Genomic DNA, 19,851 nt, shown 5'->3' with positions numbered 1-19,851 from the left:
TTACTGAATTGCTTGTTGCTTTGCAGTCCTCATGCTCCGTGTTGCGCCGGCCGGGTTGATCCTGGAAGAAACTACGGACGGCTCAGGCGCTTGGCCATGTCGTCAAACAGCGGAGCCTTGTCGTCAGTGGCCTTCTTCTGCTCGGCCACCGGCTCGGCAGCAGTCTTGGCCTTCTGGCCATTCTGCTTGATCGGGGTGACCTTGGCATCCGCGCGTGCGCTGGCGATACCTTCGGCGCGAGCACGGGCCAAGGCATCCTGATGTTCCTGCTCGATCTCGGCCATGCGCTCGTCTTCAGCGGTTTTGGCGTCGTTCAACGCGGCGCTATAGCCATCGTCGTAGGCCACGCCATACTTCTGGGCATTTTCCTGCTCTTCGTCGTACTCAAGTTCGGCACGGAGCTTGGCGGCTTCAGACTTCTTCTGGTACATGTGCACGGTCAAGTGGGTAATGGCCAAAAGAACAATTGGCGGCATCGCGGCGACGAGGGCCGAAACCAGGGCGGGCACGCCGTTCTCGATCGAGTCAACGGTCAAGATGGCGTGCGTGGAGTTCGCAGCGGTGGAAACAATGGCGCCGAAGAACAACAGCGACCAAGGGTAGATCATGGCCTTGCGGTTGAATCCGTTCAAGGCGACGATGGCCACCGTGGCGGCGACGATCATGCCGTCGATGATGATTGGCCAGATCCAGGCCAGCCGCGGGCTGATGCCCGAGCGCTCGGCCAAGTCGGTAAGTGCGGCGAAAGAGAGCACGAATGCGCCGATGGCGATCAGGACCGTCGCGCCGACGGCCGTGCCTAGGACTGCCTTGTGCGGTTCGTTCGGGACCTCAAGCTTATTTTCTTCCATGCTGCTGGGCAGACCTAACTTCTCAGTATTCGGATGTGTCGTCGAAGGCGAGTGTGATGACCCCAGCGCATAGGTCCAAAGCCACCAGATTCTATTTTAGCCCCTAATGATTAGTGCTAATGCTCTCTGATTGACATGGCCCGGCGATCAATAAAACCGGTTCTGGTAGCCTTCCCGGCCAGCCCGCGGTGATGGGAATCAGCGAGGAAGAAGACCACGCTCACCGCGATATAGGCGGTGACCAGCATGTTCAAAATCGGGTATGGGCTGACATCCGTGAGGCTCGTGGAAATTTGGAACAGGAAAGTGATTCCGCCAAATCCAAGGATGCTGCGGATCAGCGCCCGAGGCGCCGAGGCGGGGACAGAGCCGGGGCCAGCAACCATCAACCACGCGCAGCGCTGTCCCAGCGAGGCCCGGCCTGGGCTCATGCTGGGAAGCAGAAAGACGAAGAACACGACCACCAGCGGAATCCAGAAATTCATCAAGCGTTCATTGGTGGCTGGCCCGCCCAGTCTTTCGACCAGCGACAGGGCACCGGTGATCGCAAAGACGGCCCCAGTGGTGATGGCCGCGTCAAAGACGTTGGCCAATGCCCGCCGGGCACGGGTAACCCTGCGAGGAGCCGCGTAGCGTGCATCGCCTTCCTTGGGACCGGTGAGGAAACTGAAGATGGGCAGGTACGCAAGGATGGCACCAAGAAGCGCCCCCGCGGTATTCATGATCAGGTCGTCGACATCGGCTACCCGGTAGGCGCAGTTGTACAGGCCCCAAATTCCGGTGTACTGGGTAAGCTCGATCGCCAGCGAAGCGGCAAAGCCCAGCACCATGCCGGTGAAGACGTTCCCGCGCAACCAGCGCACGGCCAGGATGCCCAGCGGCATGAACAAGATGATATTGAACAAAATTTGCCACAGCACGAAGCTCGTAGCGAATCCGCGAAGCCCCAATTCAGCGATCGCTGCCCTGAATTCATACAGGAAATGTCCGGGATCCGTTTGGGTGATCCCCATCCCGCTGTAGCAAGCCGCTTGGCGGGTCGCGGGCAACGGCAGCATGGTGTAACTAAACAAGCCGAACCCGTAGATTGCCGCCATAGCTGTGGTGATGGTGCGGCGCCAAGACACCCGGCCGTGGCGCCGGTATTGCACGGCCAGCAGGAAGACTCCCGCAGCACCGAGAAACAGGGCGGCACCGAGAACTGCTATGGCCGCAGGCCAAATCATCGTTTGCATAGTTCTATCTAAGCCGACGGTTCGAGGAAGAACCTGTGCTGGGCCATGTGATCTTGGCTATGGCATTTTGCCTTGATGCGAAGATCCGGCTGGCCCGGCCGGGCCTGCAAGAATGCGCCGGGTTTTGGCATCAAAGCGGAACAGGCCGGCAAACAGCAGGACCGCCAATGCTCCGGCGAAGGAGCGCATCATCCACGCCGAGTGCCATTGCTCGATGGAAAGCTGGTCGACAAATACCGCCACCAGAATGAGGCTGGAGACGTAGATCATCAATTTTTCCGAAGACCAGGACACTCGATGTGAAATCACGAATAATGCCATCAGCCACAAGATGTACCACGGCTGAATTATTGGCGCGAGAAGAACCACGGCCGACAGCGACCAGGCGGCCAATCGCACCGGATTCGAGATGTCTTTGGACAACGCCAGCCGCGCAACAATGATCAGCGCCAGCGCCTGGAACGCCGCCACCACCAAGCCATTGACGAATCCGATGTCTCCCCCGAGAATTCCCGCCAGGTTACTCACGCTCCACCCGATCAACCCCACCGGAGCATATGGAAACGCAGCGCTTCCAGCGCTGAACATCGCAGGCAGCCAGCCAAACCACAGGTTGGTCAGTGCTCCAACGATGCTCAGCCAAATCAGAGTGAGTACAAGTACTTTGGCCCACATGGACCAGCGGGCACGCTTCGATGGGTTCTTGCCGAGAATAATCAAGCCAAGGAACGGCAGAACAAGCAATACGATCGGCTTGACCGAAATGGCAATCGACAACGCCAATGTCGAGGCTACGGGCCGGCGATCGTAGGCGTAGGCCATGGCGCAGAAAACTCCGGCAATCATCAGCGCGTCATTGTGAACGCCACCAATCATGGTCAGCAGGAACAGCGGGTTGCCCACGATGGCCCAGTTGGCCCAGGTCGGGTTCTGGCCCATTTTATTGGCAAGTTTTGCCGTGAAGTGAAAGCAGCCAATCACGCCGAGCATTGCGACAACGCGCAACAGCCCCACGCCGATTTCTGGAATGCCATTGGAGGCGAAAAAGATGATGCGGGCCAGCACCAGGAAGAACGGGCCATATGGCGAAGGCGATTGCGCCCAGAGGCCGTCGGAGCCTCCATCAAACCAGCCCGGCAGGGCCGAGATGCCCTCGGCATACGGTGATTTGTCTGCGTGCAGCATCCTCCCTTGGGCAAGATAGGAATACACATCGCGGCTGAGAATCGGAAAGCTGAACATCAACGGAGCTGCCCACATGCCCAACAGCCGTCCCAGTTCCTTGTGGGTGACACCCATGGCACCTTGCACGCGTGGCCTGGTGACAATCCACGTTCGGGTCAACCACACCATGCCCAACGCCATCAAGATAATGCACGTGATGACGCCGCTGGCATCGGTCCGGAATTCGATGAAGAACCCGCTGCGGGCCAGCGGGGAAAGCTGGTTGCGCGGGAACCAACCAATCCCCCAGGAAGCCACGGTGATCATCGCCGAGGCGGCAAATCCCTGCCATCCCAGTGAGCGCAGGCTCTCCCCCAAGAGCATCCGGTTAATTGCCAACACCGCCACTAGGCCTTCTTCGGCTTCTTCAACCAGTTGGTGGAGCTCAGAAGGTCAGGGCAGATGGTCTTGGTTTTTGGATCGAAGAAGACCAGGTAGACGGCGCAAGCAATCGAAATGCCCCACGAAATCATCTGGACACGCGGCACCAGGGAATCTTGGAGGAACTGCCAAACGAAGATCTGGTCGGCTGCCTGATAGGCCAGGAAGAAGATCGTGGTCAGGTGGAGCCATAGCATTTGCCAGTCATCGCGCAGGCCCGTGGCGGCGAAGAACGGCAGGAGCCACAGCAAGTACCAGGGCTGGATCACCGGCGAGAGGACAACGATCGCGGAGAACGCGATGGCCATGCGCTGCACCAGATGGGAATATTTGCCTCGGAACATCAGCACGATCGCCATCAGTACGCCGATAAGCCGTCCCGCGGTCTTGATGACCGATAGCACGCCGTCCGATTCCCATCCGAAGGATTGGAAGATGCTTGAAATGGCGACGGTCATCAGGCCCAGCGGGGCAAAGATCGAGAAGCCGGCCCCGGTGTAGTTGAGCATGACATCCAGCCAGCCGAACCAGTATCCGTTGAGCCACCCGACAGCGGTCATGAGGGCCAGGAAGATCATGCCCGAGTAGAACCAATACAGGATGCGGCGGGGCCACGTGGCATTCGGCCCGGCCCAGAGCAGGCCGATGAACGGCAGCAGGACCAGGGTGATGGGCTTGACGCCAATGGAAGCAGCCAGGACAACAATCGCCCAGAATCCATGCCGCTTGCACGCAAGATAAACCGCCCACACGGACAGGCCGGTCATCAGCGCGTCGTTGTGGGCGCTGGCAACAAAATTCACCAGGAACAGCGGATTCGCAACGGTCATCCACGCAGCTTTTGCTCCCGGAACAGAATGCAGTTCGGCCAGCTTCGGCACAAAGTGCAGGCAGAGCAATACCCCGATGAACGCGATCGCCCTGAAGGCGAGAATCGCGGCATCGGTCGAACCGCCAACAATGTTGACCACCAGGTATTCGATGGACAAGTACAAGGGCCCGTAGGGGGTGCCATCCTGGGCCCACATGGTGTCGGTGCCCAGCTGGAACCAGTTGTTCAGGCTGGAAATCCCATCGACGTAAGGATCCTGCCCTGCGTCGACCAAACGCCCTTGTCCGATATAGGCGAAGACGTCGCGGCTCATGATCGGCAGCGCGACAAACATCGGTATGCTCCATAGCCAGACCGCCCGGCGAATGATCTTAAGGGAACCTTCACCCCAGTCGCGCAGTTTTTGGCCAAGCCGCCACCACGAGCGGAAAAGCAGCCAGCACCCAATGGCCAGCAGGATGACGCAAGTGATGACACCGGCGGCTTCGGTGCGCAGCATGATGAAAAATGGATCGCGGTTAAGCGGTGATACGCTGGCGAGCCACCCGGTTCCGAATGAGCCAAAAAGTAGCAGCGATGCGCCAATGACGCCGCTGAGCAGCGTCCTGTTAATGCCAGCCTCGGGCTGGGAGCGCACTGCTTCTACGTTGCTGGCTGACACATTGACACCTCGTGCTGTAGCGGACAAAAAATCTGGTAAAACTTGGCCAACCACGCATCGGGATTCGCCATGCGAACAGGTGATTCAACGGCCGGGAATCTCAGACGATTTTAGCATCGCACCGCCTCTCAAAGCGGGCAGGACACTGTTTCCAAGCGCGCAATCACGCCGTGCGCTGCCCCACAGCCTGCCAGCGCGTGTAGATTGGTCATGTGGCTAGTAATTCAGAAAAAATTGTATGGATCGACTGCGAGATGACCGGCCTGGATCTGGTCAACGACGCATTGATCGAGGTAGCAGTGCTGATCACCGATTCAGAGCTGGTGGTCGTTGATGAAGGAATCCAGGTAGTCATCAAGCCCGAACCCGCGGCGTTGGCCCAGATGGACGACTTTGTGCGCAACATGCATACAGTCAGCGGCCTGCTCCCCGAGCTTGAGCAGGGCATCACCATGGACGAAGCCCAGCGCATCGTCCTCGACTACATCAAGCAGCATGTGCCCGAGGCCAAGAAGGCCTTGCTCGGCGGCAACTCGGTGGGCACCGATAAGAACTTCCTGGCACGGGACATGCCAGAGGTCATCGAGCACCTGCACTACCGAATCATCGACGTCTCCACACTGAAAGAGCTCAGCCGACGCTGGTACCCGGCTGCCCACTTCGAAGCCCCGGTGAAAACCGGCAACCACAGGGCGCTGGGCGACATCCAGGATTCCATTGACGAACTTCGCTACTACCGCGAATCCATCATGGTTCCAACACCTGGCCCCACCGTGGAAGAAGCACGGTTGATCGCTTCCAGGATTGCCCCGAACAGCTAGCAGCAGCCGCGATTGGGCTCCTGGGGTGCAGGTGACGCACTGCACAGCACCTTCAGGAGCTTCCAATTGGCATACAGCCGAGAATTATGTGTATAGTATTTCTCGTTGCCAGATACTGATCCAGGACTCAAAAGCGTTCTGACTAGTATCGAAGCAAACATGGTGGGTATAGCTCAGTCGGTAGAGCGTCTGGTTGTGGTCCAGAAGGTCGCGGGTTCAAACCCCGTTACTCACCCCAGGTCAGAAGGCTTGATTCGAAACTCCGGTTTCGAGTCAGGCCTTCTTTGCTTTCCCCGAGCCTTCGCCAACAGATTCCGTCCGAGAATAGACCTAGGCGACACACGCGCAGTTACCGCGTCGGAGGCACCTTGCGGGAAGCGGATCAACAAAATCCAGACGATGCAGTCGGGTCCAAACGCTTTCATTCAAAAAACTTTGCATCGATGTCGGATAACCAAAAATTCGATGCGCCCTGGGGAAATCCCCATTGGACAATTCATTAATTGAGCCGCTGGTCACATGCACCCCGATCCGCCATTCCTGATTGGTATTCAGCACACAATTGCGTGTATAGTATTTCTCGTTGCCAGATACACGACTTTTAGCCCTAAGGCTTCTGACTAGTATCGAAGTAAACATGGTGGGTATAGCTCAGTCGGTAGAGCGTCTGGTTGTGGTCCAGAAGGTCGCGGGTTCAAACCCCGTTACTCACCCCAGATCAAAAGGCTCGATTCAGAACTCCGGTTTTGAATCGAGCCTTTTGCTTGCCCTGGCTATCGCACCGCACCCAAAAATCGCAGGTCAAACCCGCCCTGTCGTCGTGCCCCCGCCCGAGGTTCGGCCCCGCTCCCCCTTCCGAAGCATCAGCAAGACGTAAAGCACCCACATGGTTGCAAGGGCAACGACAATTCCGATTGCGCCCCAGAGCAACGACGGCTCATCGACATAAAGAGTCGGAATCATCCGACCGGGTGCGAAAACAGCAAAAGCGCCGGCGACCATGGCACCGATCCACGAACCAATCATGTTTCCGACATGCCCAGGAATATTGCCCCGCCGAATATTCACCACTCCGAGAGTTGTTGTTCCAAAAGTAAAAATTGCCAGCGCATGGAAAATCGTGAATCCCCCGCTAATGGTATAGATGAACATCCCGCTCACACAGACAAAATACATGGATATAACCCACGTGCGGCCGATCACCCGGTGGCGGATGTCCTTGCTCCTACGAAGAATATTGACCGGAGCCAGCAGAATGACGAGACTGGCTGAAATCGCATGAACAGCAATAATGATGTTCTCCATGGCCTTAATGTAATTCCGATCGGTTCGACGCGCACCCTTGGCAGCACAATCCCATGGCCCGCTGAATGCACAGCCCCGTCGCTTCGCCAGCAACAGGTACAGCTGGCGCACTGTCATGGCAACCTTCGGCGAGCGCCGGGCCGTCCCAACAGCGCATGTTGGTCGCATTGCGTCATTGGCATAAATGAAGTCGCGAAAACCGTTGTGGTTATCTGCCCGTCTCACTCTGGTTGCACCGAGGTCTACACCCAGTACCAGTGGCCAGATGTCCGCTGTCATTACCCGTGAGCGCTTAGCCGCGCTGGACATGAAAGAAATTGTCCAGGCCCTTAGCTCCCCCGGCGTTCTACCTTTAGGCCACGCCGTGATTCAAGCCCGCCACCTGGGCAGGTTGGCATCACTCCGCTGTTCGGCGAGCGCAGGCTTGCATCGATTTCACAGCTGGCTCGTTGGCTCTTTCCTGCGGGTTAAGTCATATTTCAGAAACCTGCAGACAGCATTCGAAACTGTGTTCGAATGCGTGGTGCTTTTGGGTCTAACCCCGTATTTTTCGAGACATCTGGCGTTATTTGGCGACTTGCGCACGTGGGTTAGCGATTCTATTAGCCATGAATTCGTGCAAACAACCATAATGGAACTTGTACTTTGGCAAGTCTCTGAGTTGATTGCCTGCGTCCTATCCACTGAAAGGTACTCCCCTGTGAAACGCGCGCTTTTTGAAGAGGACCACGAGCAGTTCCGTGAGCTGGCTACGGAGTTCAACACCCGTGAAGTCTCTGGCAAATACGCCCAGTGGGAGAAGGACCACCAGATTCCTCGCGAGGTATGGCAATCAGCCGGCGAGAATGGCTTGCTGGGCTTGGCAGTTCCCGAGGAATTCGGCGGCATGGGCATTGATGACTACCGCTTCCGCGTGGTCATGGACGAGGAGTTTGTGCGTGCTGGCCACCTGGCCGTCGCGTTGGCCTTCCACTTGCACGACGATCTCGTGCTTCCATACCTGCTGGCCTACGGCTCTGCGGAGCTCAAGGCCAAGTGGCTGCCTCGCATGGTTGATGGCTCCACGATTACTTCCTGCGCCTTCACGGAGCCAGGGGCTGGGTCCGATCTGCGCGCGGTGCGCACCAAGGCGGTGCCAGATGGCGAAGATTGGCTGCTGAGCGGCCAGAAGACTTTCATCGGCAACGGAGCCTTCGGCGATGCCGCCCTGGTCCTTGCCCGCACCGACGGCCAGAGCAGTCGCGCGTCCGAGGATTCCTTCTCCCTGTTCATGGTGGAGCGCTCTGAGGGCTACACCAATGGCAATCCATTCGACAAGATGGGTCTGCGCGCTTCGGATACTGCCGAGTTGTTCTTTGATGAGGTCCGGGTATCTGATGCTGACCGCATTGGCGAGATCGGCCAGGGGCTTCGCTACGTCAAGGAGCAGTTGCCACAGGCTCGCCTGGCTATCGCCGTGGCAGCAGCCGCCATCTGCACTGCGTCCTTCGAGCAGGCCCTGGAGCATGCGAAGAACCGCTCGACCTTTGGACAGGCGTTGACCCAGTACCAGAACACCAGGTTCGAATTGGCTAATCTGAAAACTGAGTCCCATGTCACTCAGGCTTTTGTTGATCAAGCAGTACTGGCGTTCAACGACGGCGAATTGGACGCGCATGAAGCCGCCGAAGTAAAGCTTTGGGCTAGTGAGAGCGCAAAAAAGCTATCCGATAAGGCCCTGCAGATCCATGGTGGCTACGGCTACATCATGGAGTACCCCATTGCCCAGTCATTCACCGCGGCCCGCCTGCTGACCATTTTTGGTGGCACAAGCGAGATCATGCGTGAAACTATTGGACGAGCACTTTAAGCACTTTTGAAAGGACCTGATCACGTGCCTATCCGGCAGATCACAGTTTACGGAGAACCTGTTCTACATCGTCGCGCGGTGGAAGTCACCGAATTCGACGACGAACTTCGCCAGCTCGTTGCAGATATGCATGTGACCATGGACGAAGCACACGGCGTGGGACTGGCCGCTCCGCAGATTGGCATCGGTCTACGCCTTTTCACCTACGTCTATGCCGACCAGGACTCCGCTCCTGAACGCGGCGTGATCATCAACCCCAAGCTGACCCTCTCCAAGGTTTCACAGGCGCCAGCTGACGTTGATGACGAGTCCGAAGGCTGCCTGTCCGTACCCGGGCTGAACTACCCGCTCAAGCGTGCCGAATACGCCAAGGTGGAGGGCTTTGATGAATTTGGCCAGCCGATCGCTTTTGAAGCCCACGACTGGTTCGCCCGCATCATGCAGCACGAATACGACCACCTTGATGGCTTTCTGTATGTAGACAAGCTGCAGCCGCGCTGGGATAAGCGTTGGAAGAAAGCCAAAAAGGCACTGGGCTGGGGCGTACCAGGGAACACCTGGCTGCCCGGGACCGATGAGGATCCTTTCGGCCATTAGCCTTCCTGCTGCCTATGCAGTAGTCCTGAAGTCGATATACCGCTGATGTAGCGCCGCACCGAGAGCATCGGTCGGCGCTATATTTGCATTCCATAGGCCACGGGCCCTGCCTTGTTCAAGCCAGAAGGCGTTGAACATTCCATTCTTCCCTGGCGTGATCTGCTTCTGCATCGATTCATCGGCCACCAGGCCGCGATCGGCCCAGGAGAGATAGTACTCGTCAAAGGGTCCGAGCAAGCGAGTGGGAAGTTGCGGGGCGCCTGATGATTCGCAGGCTTGATGGGCTGCTGAGCCCTGGACCACGAAAAAGTCCTCGCCGCGCTCGTTCTTTCCCACGCTGACCAGTTCCCGACCCAGTTCCGCGGCCGCCGCGCGAATGGTTGTCAGCGTTTGCCCGGCATACCAGGCGGCATCACGCAAGGTCGCAGGAGCATGGGAACCCAGGTAGCGCAACAGCAATTCCTGCATCGGGCTATCGGGAACATGATGCTTGCTGATCCATTGCTCTGCGAGCACGAAGTCCTGGGCTGCCAGCTTGGCGCCTTCGGGAATCGGGCCGAGGCAAATCAAGCCGTGCAGCACCAATGCGAGCAGCAAGTGCGTGCCACGCTGATTGCGCGTGCCGATTCCTTGTTGCTCCAGCTGCTCAAAAATCGCGGTCCTGCTGGCCGCTCCGGCTTCCGCCAGATAGGAGTGGATGATCCGGGCTGCCTGTTCAATGGCCGCAGGATCAATCTGCAATTCTCGATGCCTGGCAGCAGCTGAACGCAAGGTGCGTTCCTTGGCCAGTTGCACCAGCCATTGCGCGTCTTGGGGCAGGCAGCAATGCAGGGTTCCACGCATGGTCCATGAGCGCACGAGCAGGCCGTCATTAAAAAGCTGGTCGACCTGTGCCCTGCTTGGCATCGGATCAACGCGCTGGGCCAGTGCATAGCGGCCAGCAATAAAGTCTTGCGACTGGGCAGCCATCAGGTGCCCGGCGGCTTCCAGGGTGGATCTGGCAGGCGCGGATAACATTTGGCTGGCCATCCGGGCCGATAAGAGCCTTTCGCGTTCCATCTGCCTGCCTTCCGCCATGGTCCCTGGTACAGAGCGTAACAGCCAGGAGCTCTTCGCAGTGCCGGCGGGATCTTGCCGCAAGGAAGCCATAGCTGGTTAAAAGGCTTCGGGACCATGCACCTGCGCACTGTGCGCGGGCATGGTCCCGAAGTTTTGGCGATACGGCCTTAGGCGGTGACTGCTTCAGCCTTCAGGGCTGGAACTGCTACCGGATGGGTGCCGGCGATCGTTTCGATCACGCGCACCACCTGGCAGGAGTAGCCGAACTCGTTGTCGTACCAAACGTAGACAACAGCGTTCTTGCCCGAGACGATGGTAGCCAGGCCGTCGACGATGCCGGCACGGCGCGAGCCGACGAAGTCGGTGGAAACCACCTCGGGAGAGTCGATGTAGTCGATCTGCTTGTGCAGGTTCGAGGTCAGCGAAGTCTCGCGAAGGTAGGCGTTCAGCTCTTCCTTGGTGGTTTCGCTCTCCAGGTTCAGGTTCAAGATCGCCATGGAGACATCCGGGGTTGGTACGCGGATGGCGTTGCCGGTCAGCTTGCCTTCGAACTCTGGCAGGGCCTTGGCCACGGCCTTGGCAGCACCGGTTTCGGTGATCACCATGTTCAGCGCGGCGGCGCGGCCGCGGCGTTCGCCCTTGTGGAAGTTGTCGATCAGGTTCTGGTCGTTGGTGAACGAGTGAACGGTCTCGACGTGTCCATGGCTCACGCCGAACTTGTCGTTCAGCGCCTTGAGCACTGGGGTGATCGCGTTGGTGGTGCACGAGGCAGCGGTAACGATCTTGTCCTCGGCGGTGATCCAGGAATCGTTGATGCCGTGAACGATGTTCTTCAAGTCGCCCTTGCCCGGTGCGGTCAGCAGAACGCGGGCAACGCCCTTGGCCTGCAGGTGCTGGGACAGGCCGGCCTCATCGCGCCAGCGGCCGGTGTTGTCGACGACGATGGCGTTGTCGATGCCGTGCGCGGTGTAGTCGACGGTGGTCGGGTCATTCGAGTAGATGACCTTGATCAAGGTGCCGTTGGCGAGGATGGTGTTGTTCTCCTCGTCGACGGTGATCGATCCTTCGAAGCGGCCGTGGACCGAGTCGCGGCGCAGCAGCGAAGCGCGCTTGACGATGTCATCGTCCGAGCCCTTGCGGACCACGATGGCGCGAAGGCGCAGGCCGTAGCCGCCGCGTTCGATGAGGATGCGGGCGAGCAGGCGGCCAATGCGGCCAAAGCCGTAGAGGACGACGTCCTTTGGTTCTGCATCAGTAGCACCCGACTGGCCAACTTTGTCGCCAAGTTCGTTGCTCAGGAATGCGTTCAGGTCAACAGAGCCGGATTCCTTGAACTTCTTGTTTAAACGGCCAAGGTCAACGGATACCGATCCAACATTCAGCGTCTCGATCTCGTCGAGGATTGCTTTGGTTGCCTTCAGGCTTAGCTCTTCGCCATCAATGCGGCGTACTACGCGGTGCGCCTTGATGATGTCGATGGCGGACTGGTTGATCAGCTTGCGGCCATATACGGAGGGCACCACATTGTTCTTGCGGTACAGGCGTCCGATCAGTGGAATCATGGCCTCGGCGAGCTCTTCGCGCCCGCTCCATTCTTGCTGGGCAACGACAGACTGCTGGGTCACAGAAAATCCTTCCAATTCAGCCGACTCGCAGATCCATAAAGTCGGTTGGCACCGTGGGAAGCACCATTGCTTTTGCGGTGGTACGAGGTCTACAGGATCATCCTCGCAAGTACTAAGTACGCCTTCCATTCTAAACGGCGAAGAAAAATTCAGGGCACGAGTCACTGTGAAACTTCTCACCAGAAAGGCTGGAGGGAATGAATGGGATGGCCGATACGCCGGGTTTTGTCGCGCCGAAGCGGGACGGTCATCTATCTACGACTGCCGTTGCCGGCAGCCTCTAGCGGTCCACCCGACTGCATGGGGCGAACAGCCCTCATAACGCAGTCTGTCTGACCTTGCTCCGAGTGGGGTTTACCGAGCCATTCCGGTCACCCGGAACGCTGGTGGTCTCTTACACCACCGTTTCACCCTTACCAGGAAGCCTGGCGGTCTATTTTCTGTGGCACTAGCCTGCGGGTTGCCCCGAGTGGGCGTTACCCACCACCCTGTTCTGTGGAGCCCGGACGTTCCTCGGGGCAATAACTTGCCACGCGACCGTCTGGCCATCCCATTCGTTAACCATTCTAGCCCCGGCAGTTCGCCCCAGCTAACAGCAGCTGCGAGCCCTTCGACACAGGCGAAGCCAAATGCCGCCTGGCCAAAGGGTCAGGTCGTGCCCTTATTCATCAACCGGGAATCCTCGCTGTCCTCGGATAAGCTGGAAGGCGTGCTTATTTTGTTGCCACCTTCAGAAGGTAAAACCGCTCATGCTGAAGGTTCCCCGTTCGACCTTGCCGACCTCTCGTTTCCTGAACTGAGCGATGATCGCCATCAAGTGCTCGGAGCCTTGGCAGAGGTTTCAGGCCGGGCGGATGCCATGGACGTCTTGGGTGTTGGCGCTTCCTTGGCGAACGAAGTCGCCCGCAATATCAATTTGCACATAGAACCTGCCGCCAAGGCCCACGACATCTATTCCGGCGTGCTCTTCGAAGCGCTGGGCTATTCGACGCTCAGCCCTGAAGCGCAACGGCGCGCTGATCAGAGCATCGTCGTGATTTCCGCGCTATGGGGTGCGGTGCGCTTTGCCGACCGCATTCCCCCATATCGGCTGTCCATGTCCGTGAAATTGGAGCCCCTGGGCAAGCTCGCCAGCTGGTGGAAAAAGCGGCTCGCCGCGATTCTGGATGAAGCCGCTGCAGACCAGCTGGTCATTGATGCCCGCTCCAGCACTTATGCCGCAGCCTACAAGCCAAGTAACGGCAACAGCATTGCCATTAATGTTTTCCAGTTGCGCAACGGCGTGCCGAAAGTCGTTTCCCATTTTGCCAAGCACACCCGCGGCGAAGTTGCCCGGTTCCTGGTTCAGCAAGAGACCGAGCCGGCGACTGCTGATGAGCTGGTCCAGCTGATTAGATCCAGGTGGGAGGCGTCCCTCGTTGAGGACAAGAAGGGACGAGCGCTGAACATCTTGCTGCCCGAGGACCACCAGTTCACCACCGCCAAATAGCCCAGCAGACTCTGGCCGCTTCCGGGAGATTCCGCTAGGCCTTCTAGTTTTCCCCTGGGGCCGGTGCTGCGACTAGTTCCACTTCGAAGCCGGCTTGATCCTCTAAATAGGCCGCGTAGTGATCGGGGCCGCCGGCATGCGGATGCTTATCCGCAAACATCATGGTGAATCCATGGGTCAGGGCATCAGCTGCAACAGTTTCAACGAGCTGTGCGCTCGGCAGGCTAAAAGCCAAGTGGTTCAACCCCGGCAAGCGCCGATCATGAAGTTCATGCCGGACATCCGGCCCGGATTCCAAAACGATGTAATGGCTGCCGTGCTGATAGCTTATGCCGTTGTCCCATTGGGATTGGATGCGATAGCCAAGTCGCGTCAGCAGCCAGCCCAGCGATGCCGTACTAGTTGCTAAATCGTCGACCCAGATTTCCAAATGATGCAGCATGTCCCTGCCCAACCAAGTAGTCCGTCTAGTGGCTAATGATGCCACGGCATTAGTGCTGCGACCGGTACAACCAATCGATCGCTATCGCCGGGCAGTCAACCAGGGGTTGATCCGCCGATGCCTTGGCGTCTGGCACGCAATGCCGGTCAGTCAAACCAGGCTAATCGTTCTCATGCTTTGCACGATGCGAGTATTCGAAGTCTTCCGCCTGTGATTCACTGTCAAAAATGGTACTTACCGCTCCGCATTCCGGGCAGAAGCCCTGAAATCCTCCCATAGCAGCACGCCCAAAATCGGATCCTGCCTCGTTCAATTTTCCCCCATAGAAAGTCAATCGTAGGCTTCCAGCTAATCACAAGGTTTCGACAGTTTACGCATCAATATTCAAATCGTTGCAGAAAGGTTATAGAAGCTATGACTTTCAAGTAATGAACTGGGATCCCTTAACCGCGAACTCGTCGAGCGCAAAGAAACCCTCCCGGAAGTGAATCCAGGAGGGTATCCAAAAGCATTGCTCGCGGCGATCTCAAGCCGTTGCTCATGAGGAGCAGCCAGAGAATCAAGTTGTCCGCTTTTATGCCCAGCTATGGAGTCAGGACAAAGTCCCATGGATCGCTATTGACCTGCGAAATTTCAATCTCGACGGCATGCCCCAGATCATTGAGCACGTTCCCCAGAGCGCGGGCTCCCGCCGAGAGCCACACCCACTCGGAGGCAAAGTGCGATACATCGATGAGGTACGGGAACCCGCCATTGGCTGCTTCGCGTGCTTCGCTCGCCGGGTGGTGGCGCAAATCTGCAGTGACGTATACGTCGGCCTGGTGTGAACGCACTGCATCAAAGAGCGAATCGCCGGCGCCGCCGCAGAGCGCGACTTTTCGAATAATCCCGGTACGGTCTCCGGCGACTCGCACACCCCCGGCCACAGCCGGCAGCACCGTGTAAACACGTTCCGCGAAATCCTCGAGCTTCATCGGCTTCTCCAAGAAGCCGACACGGCCCAGGCCTTCTTCAGGCAGGCCGTCCTTCGAATCGACCAGCGGCACGCAATCCTTAAGCCCAAAGGCATCGGCCAGCGCGTCGTTTACTCCCCCAATGGCGCTATCGGCATTTGTGTGCGCCGTCAGCAATGCGGTCCCAGTTTCGATGAGCCGATGTATAGCTTCACCCTTGAAGCTCGTGCCTGCCACCTGGGTCACACCACGCAGGAGCAGCGGGTGGTGAGTAATCAGCAGATCGGCCCCACGCTCGATCGCATCTTCAATCACTTCCAGCGTTGGGTCCACTGCCATGACGACCTTCGAGACCCGCTGGCCGGTACGACCGGTTACCAGTCCTACGGCGTCCCAGTCCTCGGCCAGGGAATGTGGCCAAAGCTCTTCCACTGCTTCAAGGACATTACCCAAAGTAGTTGGCGCCAAGGGAGCGGATTCCTCGGACTGCATCACTTCTTCATCGGTAACGGGCTTAAGCGCAGCAGCGTCCGGGTTTTGATTCTTCTTCCCCGGTTCTTGCGAGTTATTTGCCTTGCTCTGCATATCAACAACCCTACGCGTTGCCAACAGGGTTGGAACAGAATGCAACGCCGCATCGTTATGAACTATGTGAGTATTCTCAGCCTTCAATCACCCCATCATTTCAGTCCGTCACTGCAGCTCGAAGACACCAAACTGACGACCTTCGTCCTGGCCGGCGGTTGCTTCTGGTGCCTGGATGCGGTTTACCAGCGCACGCGTGGCGTCCATGCCGTCATCTCCGGATACATCGGCGGGCACACCAGCAATCCGGACTATCGACAGGTCTGCTCCGGAACCACCGGCCACGCCGAGGGCGTTGCCGTCATCTTTGATCCACAGATCGTGCCCGCTGAAGTCATCTTGGACATGTTCTTCACCGTTCACGACCCAACTACGCTCAATCGCCAGGGCTACGACGTGGGCACCCAATATCGTTCGGCGATGTTCCCACTCGATGATCAGCAGCGCGAGCAATTCATTGCGGCGAAGGACAAGTTTGCGTCCTTTTACACTAATCCGATCGTCACTACCATAGAAGAGTCCAAAGATTTCTACCCGGCAGAGCAAATACACCAGGATTATTACTCTGCGAACCAAGATGTCGGATATTGCCGCGTGATTATTGACCCGAAACTCGCAAAGGTCAGGAAATATTACGCTCAATGGCTAAATGAAGCCTAGCTTGACGAATCGACTACTAGGGTTGGATATGAACCTCCAAGGTGTCCGCGCTATTGAGCCGGCATCTGCAAGTAACTCGCCGCCAGCAATCGCGGCCGCAATGAGTCACGTAAGGACTGCATAGAAGATGGGCAAAATCTACAACAACGTCACCGAAGTTATCGGCCGCACCCCGCTGGTGAAGCTGAACCGACTTGATGAGGGCCTGGCCGGCAACATCGCCGTGAAGCTGGAATTCTACAACCCAGCCAATTCCGTCAAGGACCGCATCGGTGTAGCCATCGTTGACGCCGCCGAGAAGTCCGGTGCACTGAAGCCAGGCGGAACCATCGTTGAAGGCACTTCCGGCAACACCGGTATCGCCCTTGCCATGGTCGGCGCCGCCCGTGGCTACAAGGTCATCCTGACCATGCCAGAGACCATGTCCACCGAGCGCCGGGTCATGCTGCGTGCCTTCGGCGCAGAGATCGTGCTCACCCCGGGTGCCGACGGCATGCGCGGTGCAGTGGAGAAGGCCAAGGAAATCGTTGCAACTTCTGACAACGCCGTTTGGGCACAGCAGTTCGCCAACACCGCCAACCCGCAGATCCACTCGGACACCACCGGCCCAGAAATCTGGGACGATACCGAAGGCAAGATCGACGTCCTCGTCGCAGGCATCGGTACCGGTGGCACCATCACCGGTGCCGGACGCTTCCTGAAGGAAAAGAACCCGGATTTGAAGATTGTTGCTGTGGAGCCCAAGGATTCCCCTATCCTCAACGGCGGCAAGCCAGGCCCGCACAAGATCCAGGGCCTGGGCGCGAACTTCATCCCAGAGGTCCTGGACACCGAACTGTACGACGAAGTTCTTGATGCCAGCATCGAGGACTCGGTTGCCACCGCCCGCGCGCTGGGCGTCAAGGAAGGCATCCTCGGCGGCATCTCCGCTGGTGCGGCCGTATGGGGCGCACTGCAGATTGCTGCTCGCGAAGAATACGCAGGCAAGCAAATTGTTGCCATCATTCCCGACTTCGGTGAGCGCTACATTTCCACCCTGCTGTTTGATGACATCCGCGGCTAAATAAGTTTCGGCAAACTAGAATAAATCGGCGCGAGCCACCGTTGGGTCTAATGAGAGACCTAAATCGGTGCGGCTCGTGCCGATTTGCTGTGTGACGTCTTCGGATTCCAGCGCAGCGAACCGCAACCCCTAAGGTAGTTTCCATGAGTTTTTTCTCCCGGCTGCGTGAAGACCTGGCCACAGCTCGACAGCATGATCCTGCGGCGCGCAGTGATACCGAAAACTTTTTCGTGTATTCAGGGTTGCACGCCATCTGGATGCATCGGCTGGCCCACAAGATGTGGCAAAACCCGTCCCTGAGGTGGCCGGCGCGCTTGCTGTCCCAGGCGACCCGTGCGCTCACCGGAATCGAGATCCACCCAGGTGCCACCATTGGCCGCCGCTTCTTCATCGACCACGGCATGGGCATCGTCATCGGCGAGACCGCTGAAATTGGCGAGGATGTCATGATTTACCACGGCGTCACCCTCGGCGGCCGATCCCTGGCCAAGGTCAAGCGCCACCCGACCATTGGCGACCGCGTTGTCATCGGCGCTGGCGCCAAGGTGCTCGGCCCCATCGTGATTGGAGCCGATTCTGCAATCGGCGCCAATGCCGTAGTGGTCAAGGATGCGCCAGAAGGCTCGATCGTCACCGGAATCCCTGCGCGGAACCGCCCGCGCACTCCCGAGGAGCGCAAGCCCGCGGTTGACCCGGCAGAGTACATCGATCCAGCGATGTGGATCTAGCCCCACAGCAGGCAAACAAGTAATGGCCGATGTTCGCACCTAATGGTGCGAACATCGGCCATTGCTTTGCCAGCGCTACTCGCCTAGCTGATGAGCTTTGTTCTGGCTGCCATCAGCCAGTTCAACGATTTCATCTTCGTCGCTTTGCGGCTGTGCCCCGAGCTTGCCCTTGGTCAGTTTCTGCATGATCATCGCTACGGCGCCATCACCGGTCACGTTGGTTGCGGTGCCGAAGCTATCGAGGGCAATGTAGGCGGCGAACATCAGGCCGACTTCCACTTCGCCGAAGCCGAGCATCTGTCCCAGCAGGCCCGCGGCGGCGGCAATCGCGCCGCCAGGAACGCCAGGGGCGGCAATCATCATGACGCCGAGCATCAAGATGAACGGGAAGTAGGCTCCGAAGTTGACGTCGCCGCCGGTGAGCAGGAGAACCGCGATGGAGAAGCAGGTAATCTTCACCATCGAACCCGAAAGGTGGATGGTGGCGCACAGTGGAATGACGAACCCGGCTACGGCATCGGATACGCCGTTCTTTTTCGCCGAGGCCAGCGTGACCGGAATGGTCGCTGCCGACGACGAGGTGCCCAGCGCGGTGAAGTAGGCATCGCGCATGCCCCACAAAGCTGCCAAAGGATTGCGCTTGTTCATTGCGCCGGCAATCGAGTACTGGATCAGCAGCACTACGAGGGTCAGGGCCAGGGAGACCACTGCGACGAGCAAGAACTTCGAGACGACGGTGATCGCGCTGCCGCTGGCTGAAAGGTCCAGGAAGATGCCGAAAATGAACAATGGCAGAGCTGGAACAACGATGCGGCGAATCACCATTTCGATGATGGTGCGGAATTCAACCACGCCACGGAAGAGCACCTTCGAGCGGAAGGCGGTCATGCCCAGGCCAAGGATGAAAGCCAAGACCAGTGCGGTCATGACATCCAAGGCAGGTGGCAAGACGATTTCGGTCGCCGAGTCCCCCGCGCTCTTGGCAACGGAGACGAAGGGCTCGAAACCTGAGCCCGATCCCTCGCCGATGGCTTCGAGCCCGCCGCCGGACAGCGACTGGGTAAATACCCAACGGCTCACGAAATAGGCAAGGAGTCCGGCGCACAGCGTGGATCCATAGGCGATCGCCGCAGTGATGCCAAGCCACTTCCCTGCCCCTTTGCCGAGTTCAGCAATGGCCGGCGCAACGAGGCCGAAAATGATCAGCGGAACCACGAAGCCCAGGAAACCCGAGAAAATCGAATTGTAGGTCAGGAACAAGCTTCCCAGCCATACCGGCATTACCGGGCCCAGCAGGATGCCCAGGACGATGGCGACAAGCACCCAGCCAAGCAAGGGAATAGATTTCAGCAGCTTCATGAAGGTCCTTTTGATGGTTCGGGATCATGCGTCAGGTCGAGATGCCACTAATGTGTCGTAGCACACGCCTCGATAATGATAATGCGGCGAAGAGCAACCCGGAAATCTTGTGAATCACTAGGGAATTCCAAG

General features: G+C 58.2%; 17 protein-coding genes, 2 tRNA genes and 1 other RNA gene. 9 read left to right on the top strand and 11 right to left on the bottom strand.

What is annotated here, in order from left to right:
• Positions 1-71: 71 nt before the first annotated feature.
• From AOZ07_RS08180 to mptB (AOZ07_RS08165), 4 genes are all read right to left on the bottom strand, one after another.
• Complete coding sequence (locus tag AOZ07_RS08180) at positions 72-851, bottom strand: DUF2637 domain-containing protein (protein WP_060701545.1); 780 nt, start codon at positions 849-851, stop codon at positions 72-74.
• Positions 852-967: 116 nt separating this feature from the next.
• Positions 968-2,086, bottom strand: a complete 1,119-nt coding sequence (locus AOZ07_RS08175) for a VanZ family protein (protein ID WP_084793183.1) — start codon at positions 2,084-2,086, stop codon at positions 968-970.
• A 57-nt stretch (positions 2,087-2,143) separates the two neighbouring features.
• Positions 2,144-3,658, bottom strand: a complete 1,515-nt coding sequence (gene mptB, locus AOZ07_RS08170) for a polyprenol phosphomannose-dependent alpha 1,6 mannosyltransferase MptB (RefSeq protein ID WP_060701543.1) — start codon at positions 3,656-3,658, stop codon at positions 2,144-2,146.
• On the bottom strand, positions 3,658-5,184 hold the full coding sequence (gene mptB / locus AOZ07_RS08165) for a polyprenol phosphomannose-dependent alpha 1,6 mannosyltransferase MptB (RefSeq protein ID WP_060701542.1): 1,527 nt from the start codon (positions 5,182-5,184) through the stop codon (positions 3,658-3,660). Before mptB (AOZ07_RS08165) ends, mptB (AOZ07_RS08170) begins: the two co-directional genes overlap by 1 nt.
• A 212-nt stretch (positions 5,185-5,396) precedes the next feature.
• Between mptB (AOZ07_RS08165) and orn the strand changes: the two genes are divergently transcribed.
• The 3 genes from orn to AOZ07_RS08150 all read left to right on the top strand — a co-directional run bounded on the left by orn (position 5,397) and on the right by AOZ07_RS08150 (position 6,721).
• Positions 5,397-6,005 carry an oligoribonuclease gene (orn, locus tag AOZ07_RS08160; protein WP_075972452.1) on the top strand — a complete coding sequence of 203 codons (609 nt, stop codon included), beginning with the start codon at positions 5,397-5,399 and terminating at the stop codon, positions 6,003-6,005.
• Positions 6,006-6,167: 162 nt separating this feature from the next.
• A tRNA-His gene (locus AOZ07_RS08155) sits at positions 6,168-6,243 on the top strand.
• A gap of 402 nt (positions 6,244-6,645) precedes the next feature.
• Positions 6,646-6,721: transfer RNA gene (locus tag AOZ07_RS08150), tRNA-His, on the top strand.
• Positions 6,722-6,806: 85 nt separating this feature from the next.
• Here the strand turns inward: AOZ07_RS08150 and AOZ07_RS18775 are convergent.
• Positions 6,807-7,310, bottom strand: a complete 504-nt coding sequence (locus tag AOZ07_RS18775) for a DUF2306 domain-containing protein (RefSeq protein ID WP_075972589.1) — start codon at positions 7,308-7,310, stop codon at positions 6,807-6,809.
• A gap of 700 nt (positions 7,311-8,010) precedes the next feature.
• Here AOZ07_RS18775 and AOZ07_RS08140 point away from each other — a divergent pair.
• Positions 8,011-9,159 carry an acyl-CoA dehydrogenase family protein gene (locus AOZ07_RS08140; RefSeq protein WP_060701539.1) on the top strand — a complete coding sequence of 383 codons (1,149 nt, stop codon included), beginning with the start codon at positions 8,011-8,013 and terminating at the stop codon, positions 9,157-9,159.
• 24 nt (positions 9,160-9,183) lie between these two features.
• Positions 9,184-9,756 (top strand): peptide deformylase, encoded by a 573-nt coding sequence (gene def / locus AOZ07_RS08135; RefSeq protein ID WP_060701538.1) that lies wholly within the window; start codon positions 9,184-9,186, stop codon positions 9,754-9,756.
• A gap of 12 nt (positions 9,757-9,768) precedes the next feature.
• Here def and AOZ07_RS08130 read toward each other — a convergent pair whose 3' ends face one another.
• From AOZ07_RS08130 to rnpB, 3 genes are all read right to left on the bottom strand, one after another.
• A complete protein-coding gene (locus AOZ07_RS08130) occupies positions 9,769-10,815 on the bottom strand; it encodes a winged helix DNA-binding domain-containing protein (protein WP_194943841.1) in 1,047 nt (348 codons plus the stop codon).
• A gap of 167 nt (positions 10,816-10,982) precedes the next feature.
• The gene (locus AOZ07_RS08125) at positions 10,983-12,440 is read right to left on the bottom strand and encodes a glyceraldehyde-3-phosphate dehydrogenase (protein ID WP_075972451.1); all 1,458 of its coding nucleotides are present in this window, start codon (positions 12,438-12,440) and stop codon (positions 10,983-10,985) included.
• A 198-nt stretch (positions 12,441-12,638) separates the two neighbouring features.
• Positions 12,639-12,993: RNase P RNA component class A (rnpB, locus tag AOZ07_RS08120), an RNA gene on the bottom strand.
• A 102-nt stretch (positions 12,994-13,095) separates the two neighbouring features.
• Here rnpB and AOZ07_RS08115 point away from each other — a divergent pair.
• Positions 13,096-13,929 carry a YaaA family protein gene (locus tag AOZ07_RS08115; protein WP_075972450.1) on the top strand — a complete coding sequence of 278 codons (834 nt, stop codon included), beginning with the start codon at positions 13,096-13,098 and terminating at the stop codon, positions 13,927-13,929.
• Positions 13,930-13,972: 43 nt separating this feature from the next.
• Here the strand turns inward: AOZ07_RS08115 and AOZ07_RS08110 are convergent, their stop codons facing one another.
• Both AOZ07_RS08110 and AOZ07_RS08105 read right to left on the bottom strand, forming a co-directional pair.
• The gene (locus tag AOZ07_RS08110; protein WP_236995298.1) at positions 13,973-14,359 is read right to left on the bottom strand and encodes a VOC family protein; all 387 of its coding nucleotides are present in this window, start codon (positions 14,357-14,359) and stop codon (positions 13,973-13,975) included.
• A gap of 596 nt (positions 14,360-14,955) precedes the next feature.
• Positions 14,956-15,816: a Nif3-like dinuclear metal center hexameric protein gene (locus tag AOZ07_RS08105; RefSeq protein ID WP_060703378.1), complete on the bottom strand. Its 861-nt coding sequence runs from the start codon at positions 15,814-15,816 to the stop codon at positions 14,956-14,958.
• Positions 15,817-16,041: 225 nt separating this feature from the next.
• On the opposite strand from AOZ07_RS08105, the gene msrA reads away from it, so the two are divergent.
• From msrA to epsC, 3 genes are all read left to right on the top strand, one after another.
• Complete coding sequence (gene msrA / locus AOZ07_RS08100) at positions 16,042-16,569, top strand: peptide-methionine (S)-S-oxide reductase MsrA (protein WP_075972588.1); 528 nt, start codon at positions 16,042-16,044, stop codon at positions 16,567-16,569.
• Between the two features lie 127 nt (positions 16,570-16,696).
• Positions 16,697-17,632, top strand: a complete 936-nt coding sequence (cysK, locus tag AOZ07_RS08095) for a cysteine synthase A (RefSeq protein WP_060701535.1) — start codon at positions 16,697-16,699, stop codon at positions 17,630-17,632.
• A gap of 143 nt (positions 17,633-17,775) precedes the next feature.
• On the top strand, positions 17,776-18,360 hold the full coding sequence (gene epsC, locus AOZ07_RS08090; protein WP_060701534.1) for a serine O-acetyltransferase EpsC: 585 nt from the start codon (positions 17,776-17,778) through the stop codon (positions 18,358-18,360).
• A 75-nt stretch (positions 18,361-18,435) separates the two neighbouring features.
• Here epsC and AOZ07_RS08085 read toward each other — a convergent pair whose 3' ends face one another.
• Positions 18,436-19,719: a dicarboxylate/amino acid:cation symporter gene (locus tag AOZ07_RS08085; RefSeq protein WP_060701533.1), complete on the bottom strand. Its 1,284-nt coding sequence runs from the start codon at positions 19,717-19,719 to the stop codon at positions 18,436-18,438.
• Positions 19,720-19,851: the final 132 nt, after the last annotated feature.

The organism is Glutamicibacter halophytocola, from assembly GCF_001302565.1.
Taxonomy (GTDB): domain Bacteria; phylum Actinomycetota; class Actinomycetes; order Actinomycetales; family Micrococcaceae; genus Glutamicibacter; species Glutamicibacter halophytocola.
This window is presented reverse-complemented; position numbering and strand designations above follow the sequence as displayed.

Bases quoted from the DNA above. Each gene is read 5' to 3' on its own strand.
- AOZ07_RS08180 (WP_060701545.1), bottom strand. From the start codon at position 851: ATGGAAGAAAATAAGCTTGAGGTCCCGAACGAACCGCACAAGGCAGTC.
- AOZ07_RS08175 (WP_084793183.1), bottom strand. From the start codon at position 2,086: ATGCAAACGATGATTTGGCCTGCGGCCATAGCAGTTCTCGGTGCCGCC.
- AOZ07_RS18775 (WP_075972589.1), bottom strand. From the start codon at position 7,310: ATGGAGAACATCATTATTGCTGTTCATGCGATTTCAGCCAGTCTCGTC.
- AOZ07_RS08130 (WP_194943841.1), bottom strand. From the start codon at position 10,815: ATGGAACGCGAAAGGCTCTTATCGGCCCGGATGGCCAGCCAAATGTTA.
- AOZ07_RS08105 (WP_060703378.1), bottom strand. From the start codon at position 15,816: ATGCAGTCCGAGGAATCCGCTCCCTTGGCGCCAACTACTTTGGGTAAT.
- cysK (WP_060701535.1), top strand. From the start codon at position 16,697: ATGGGCAAAATCTACAACAACGTCACCGAAGTTATCGGCCGCACCCCG.
- epsC (WP_060701534.1), top strand. From the start codon at position 17,776: ATGAGTTTTTTCTCCCGGCTGCGTGAAGACCTGGCCACAGCTCGACAG.
- AOZ07_RS08085 (WP_060701533.1), bottom strand. From the start codon at position 19,719: ATGAAGCTGCTGAAATCTATTCCCTTGCTTGGCTGGGTGCTTGTCGCC.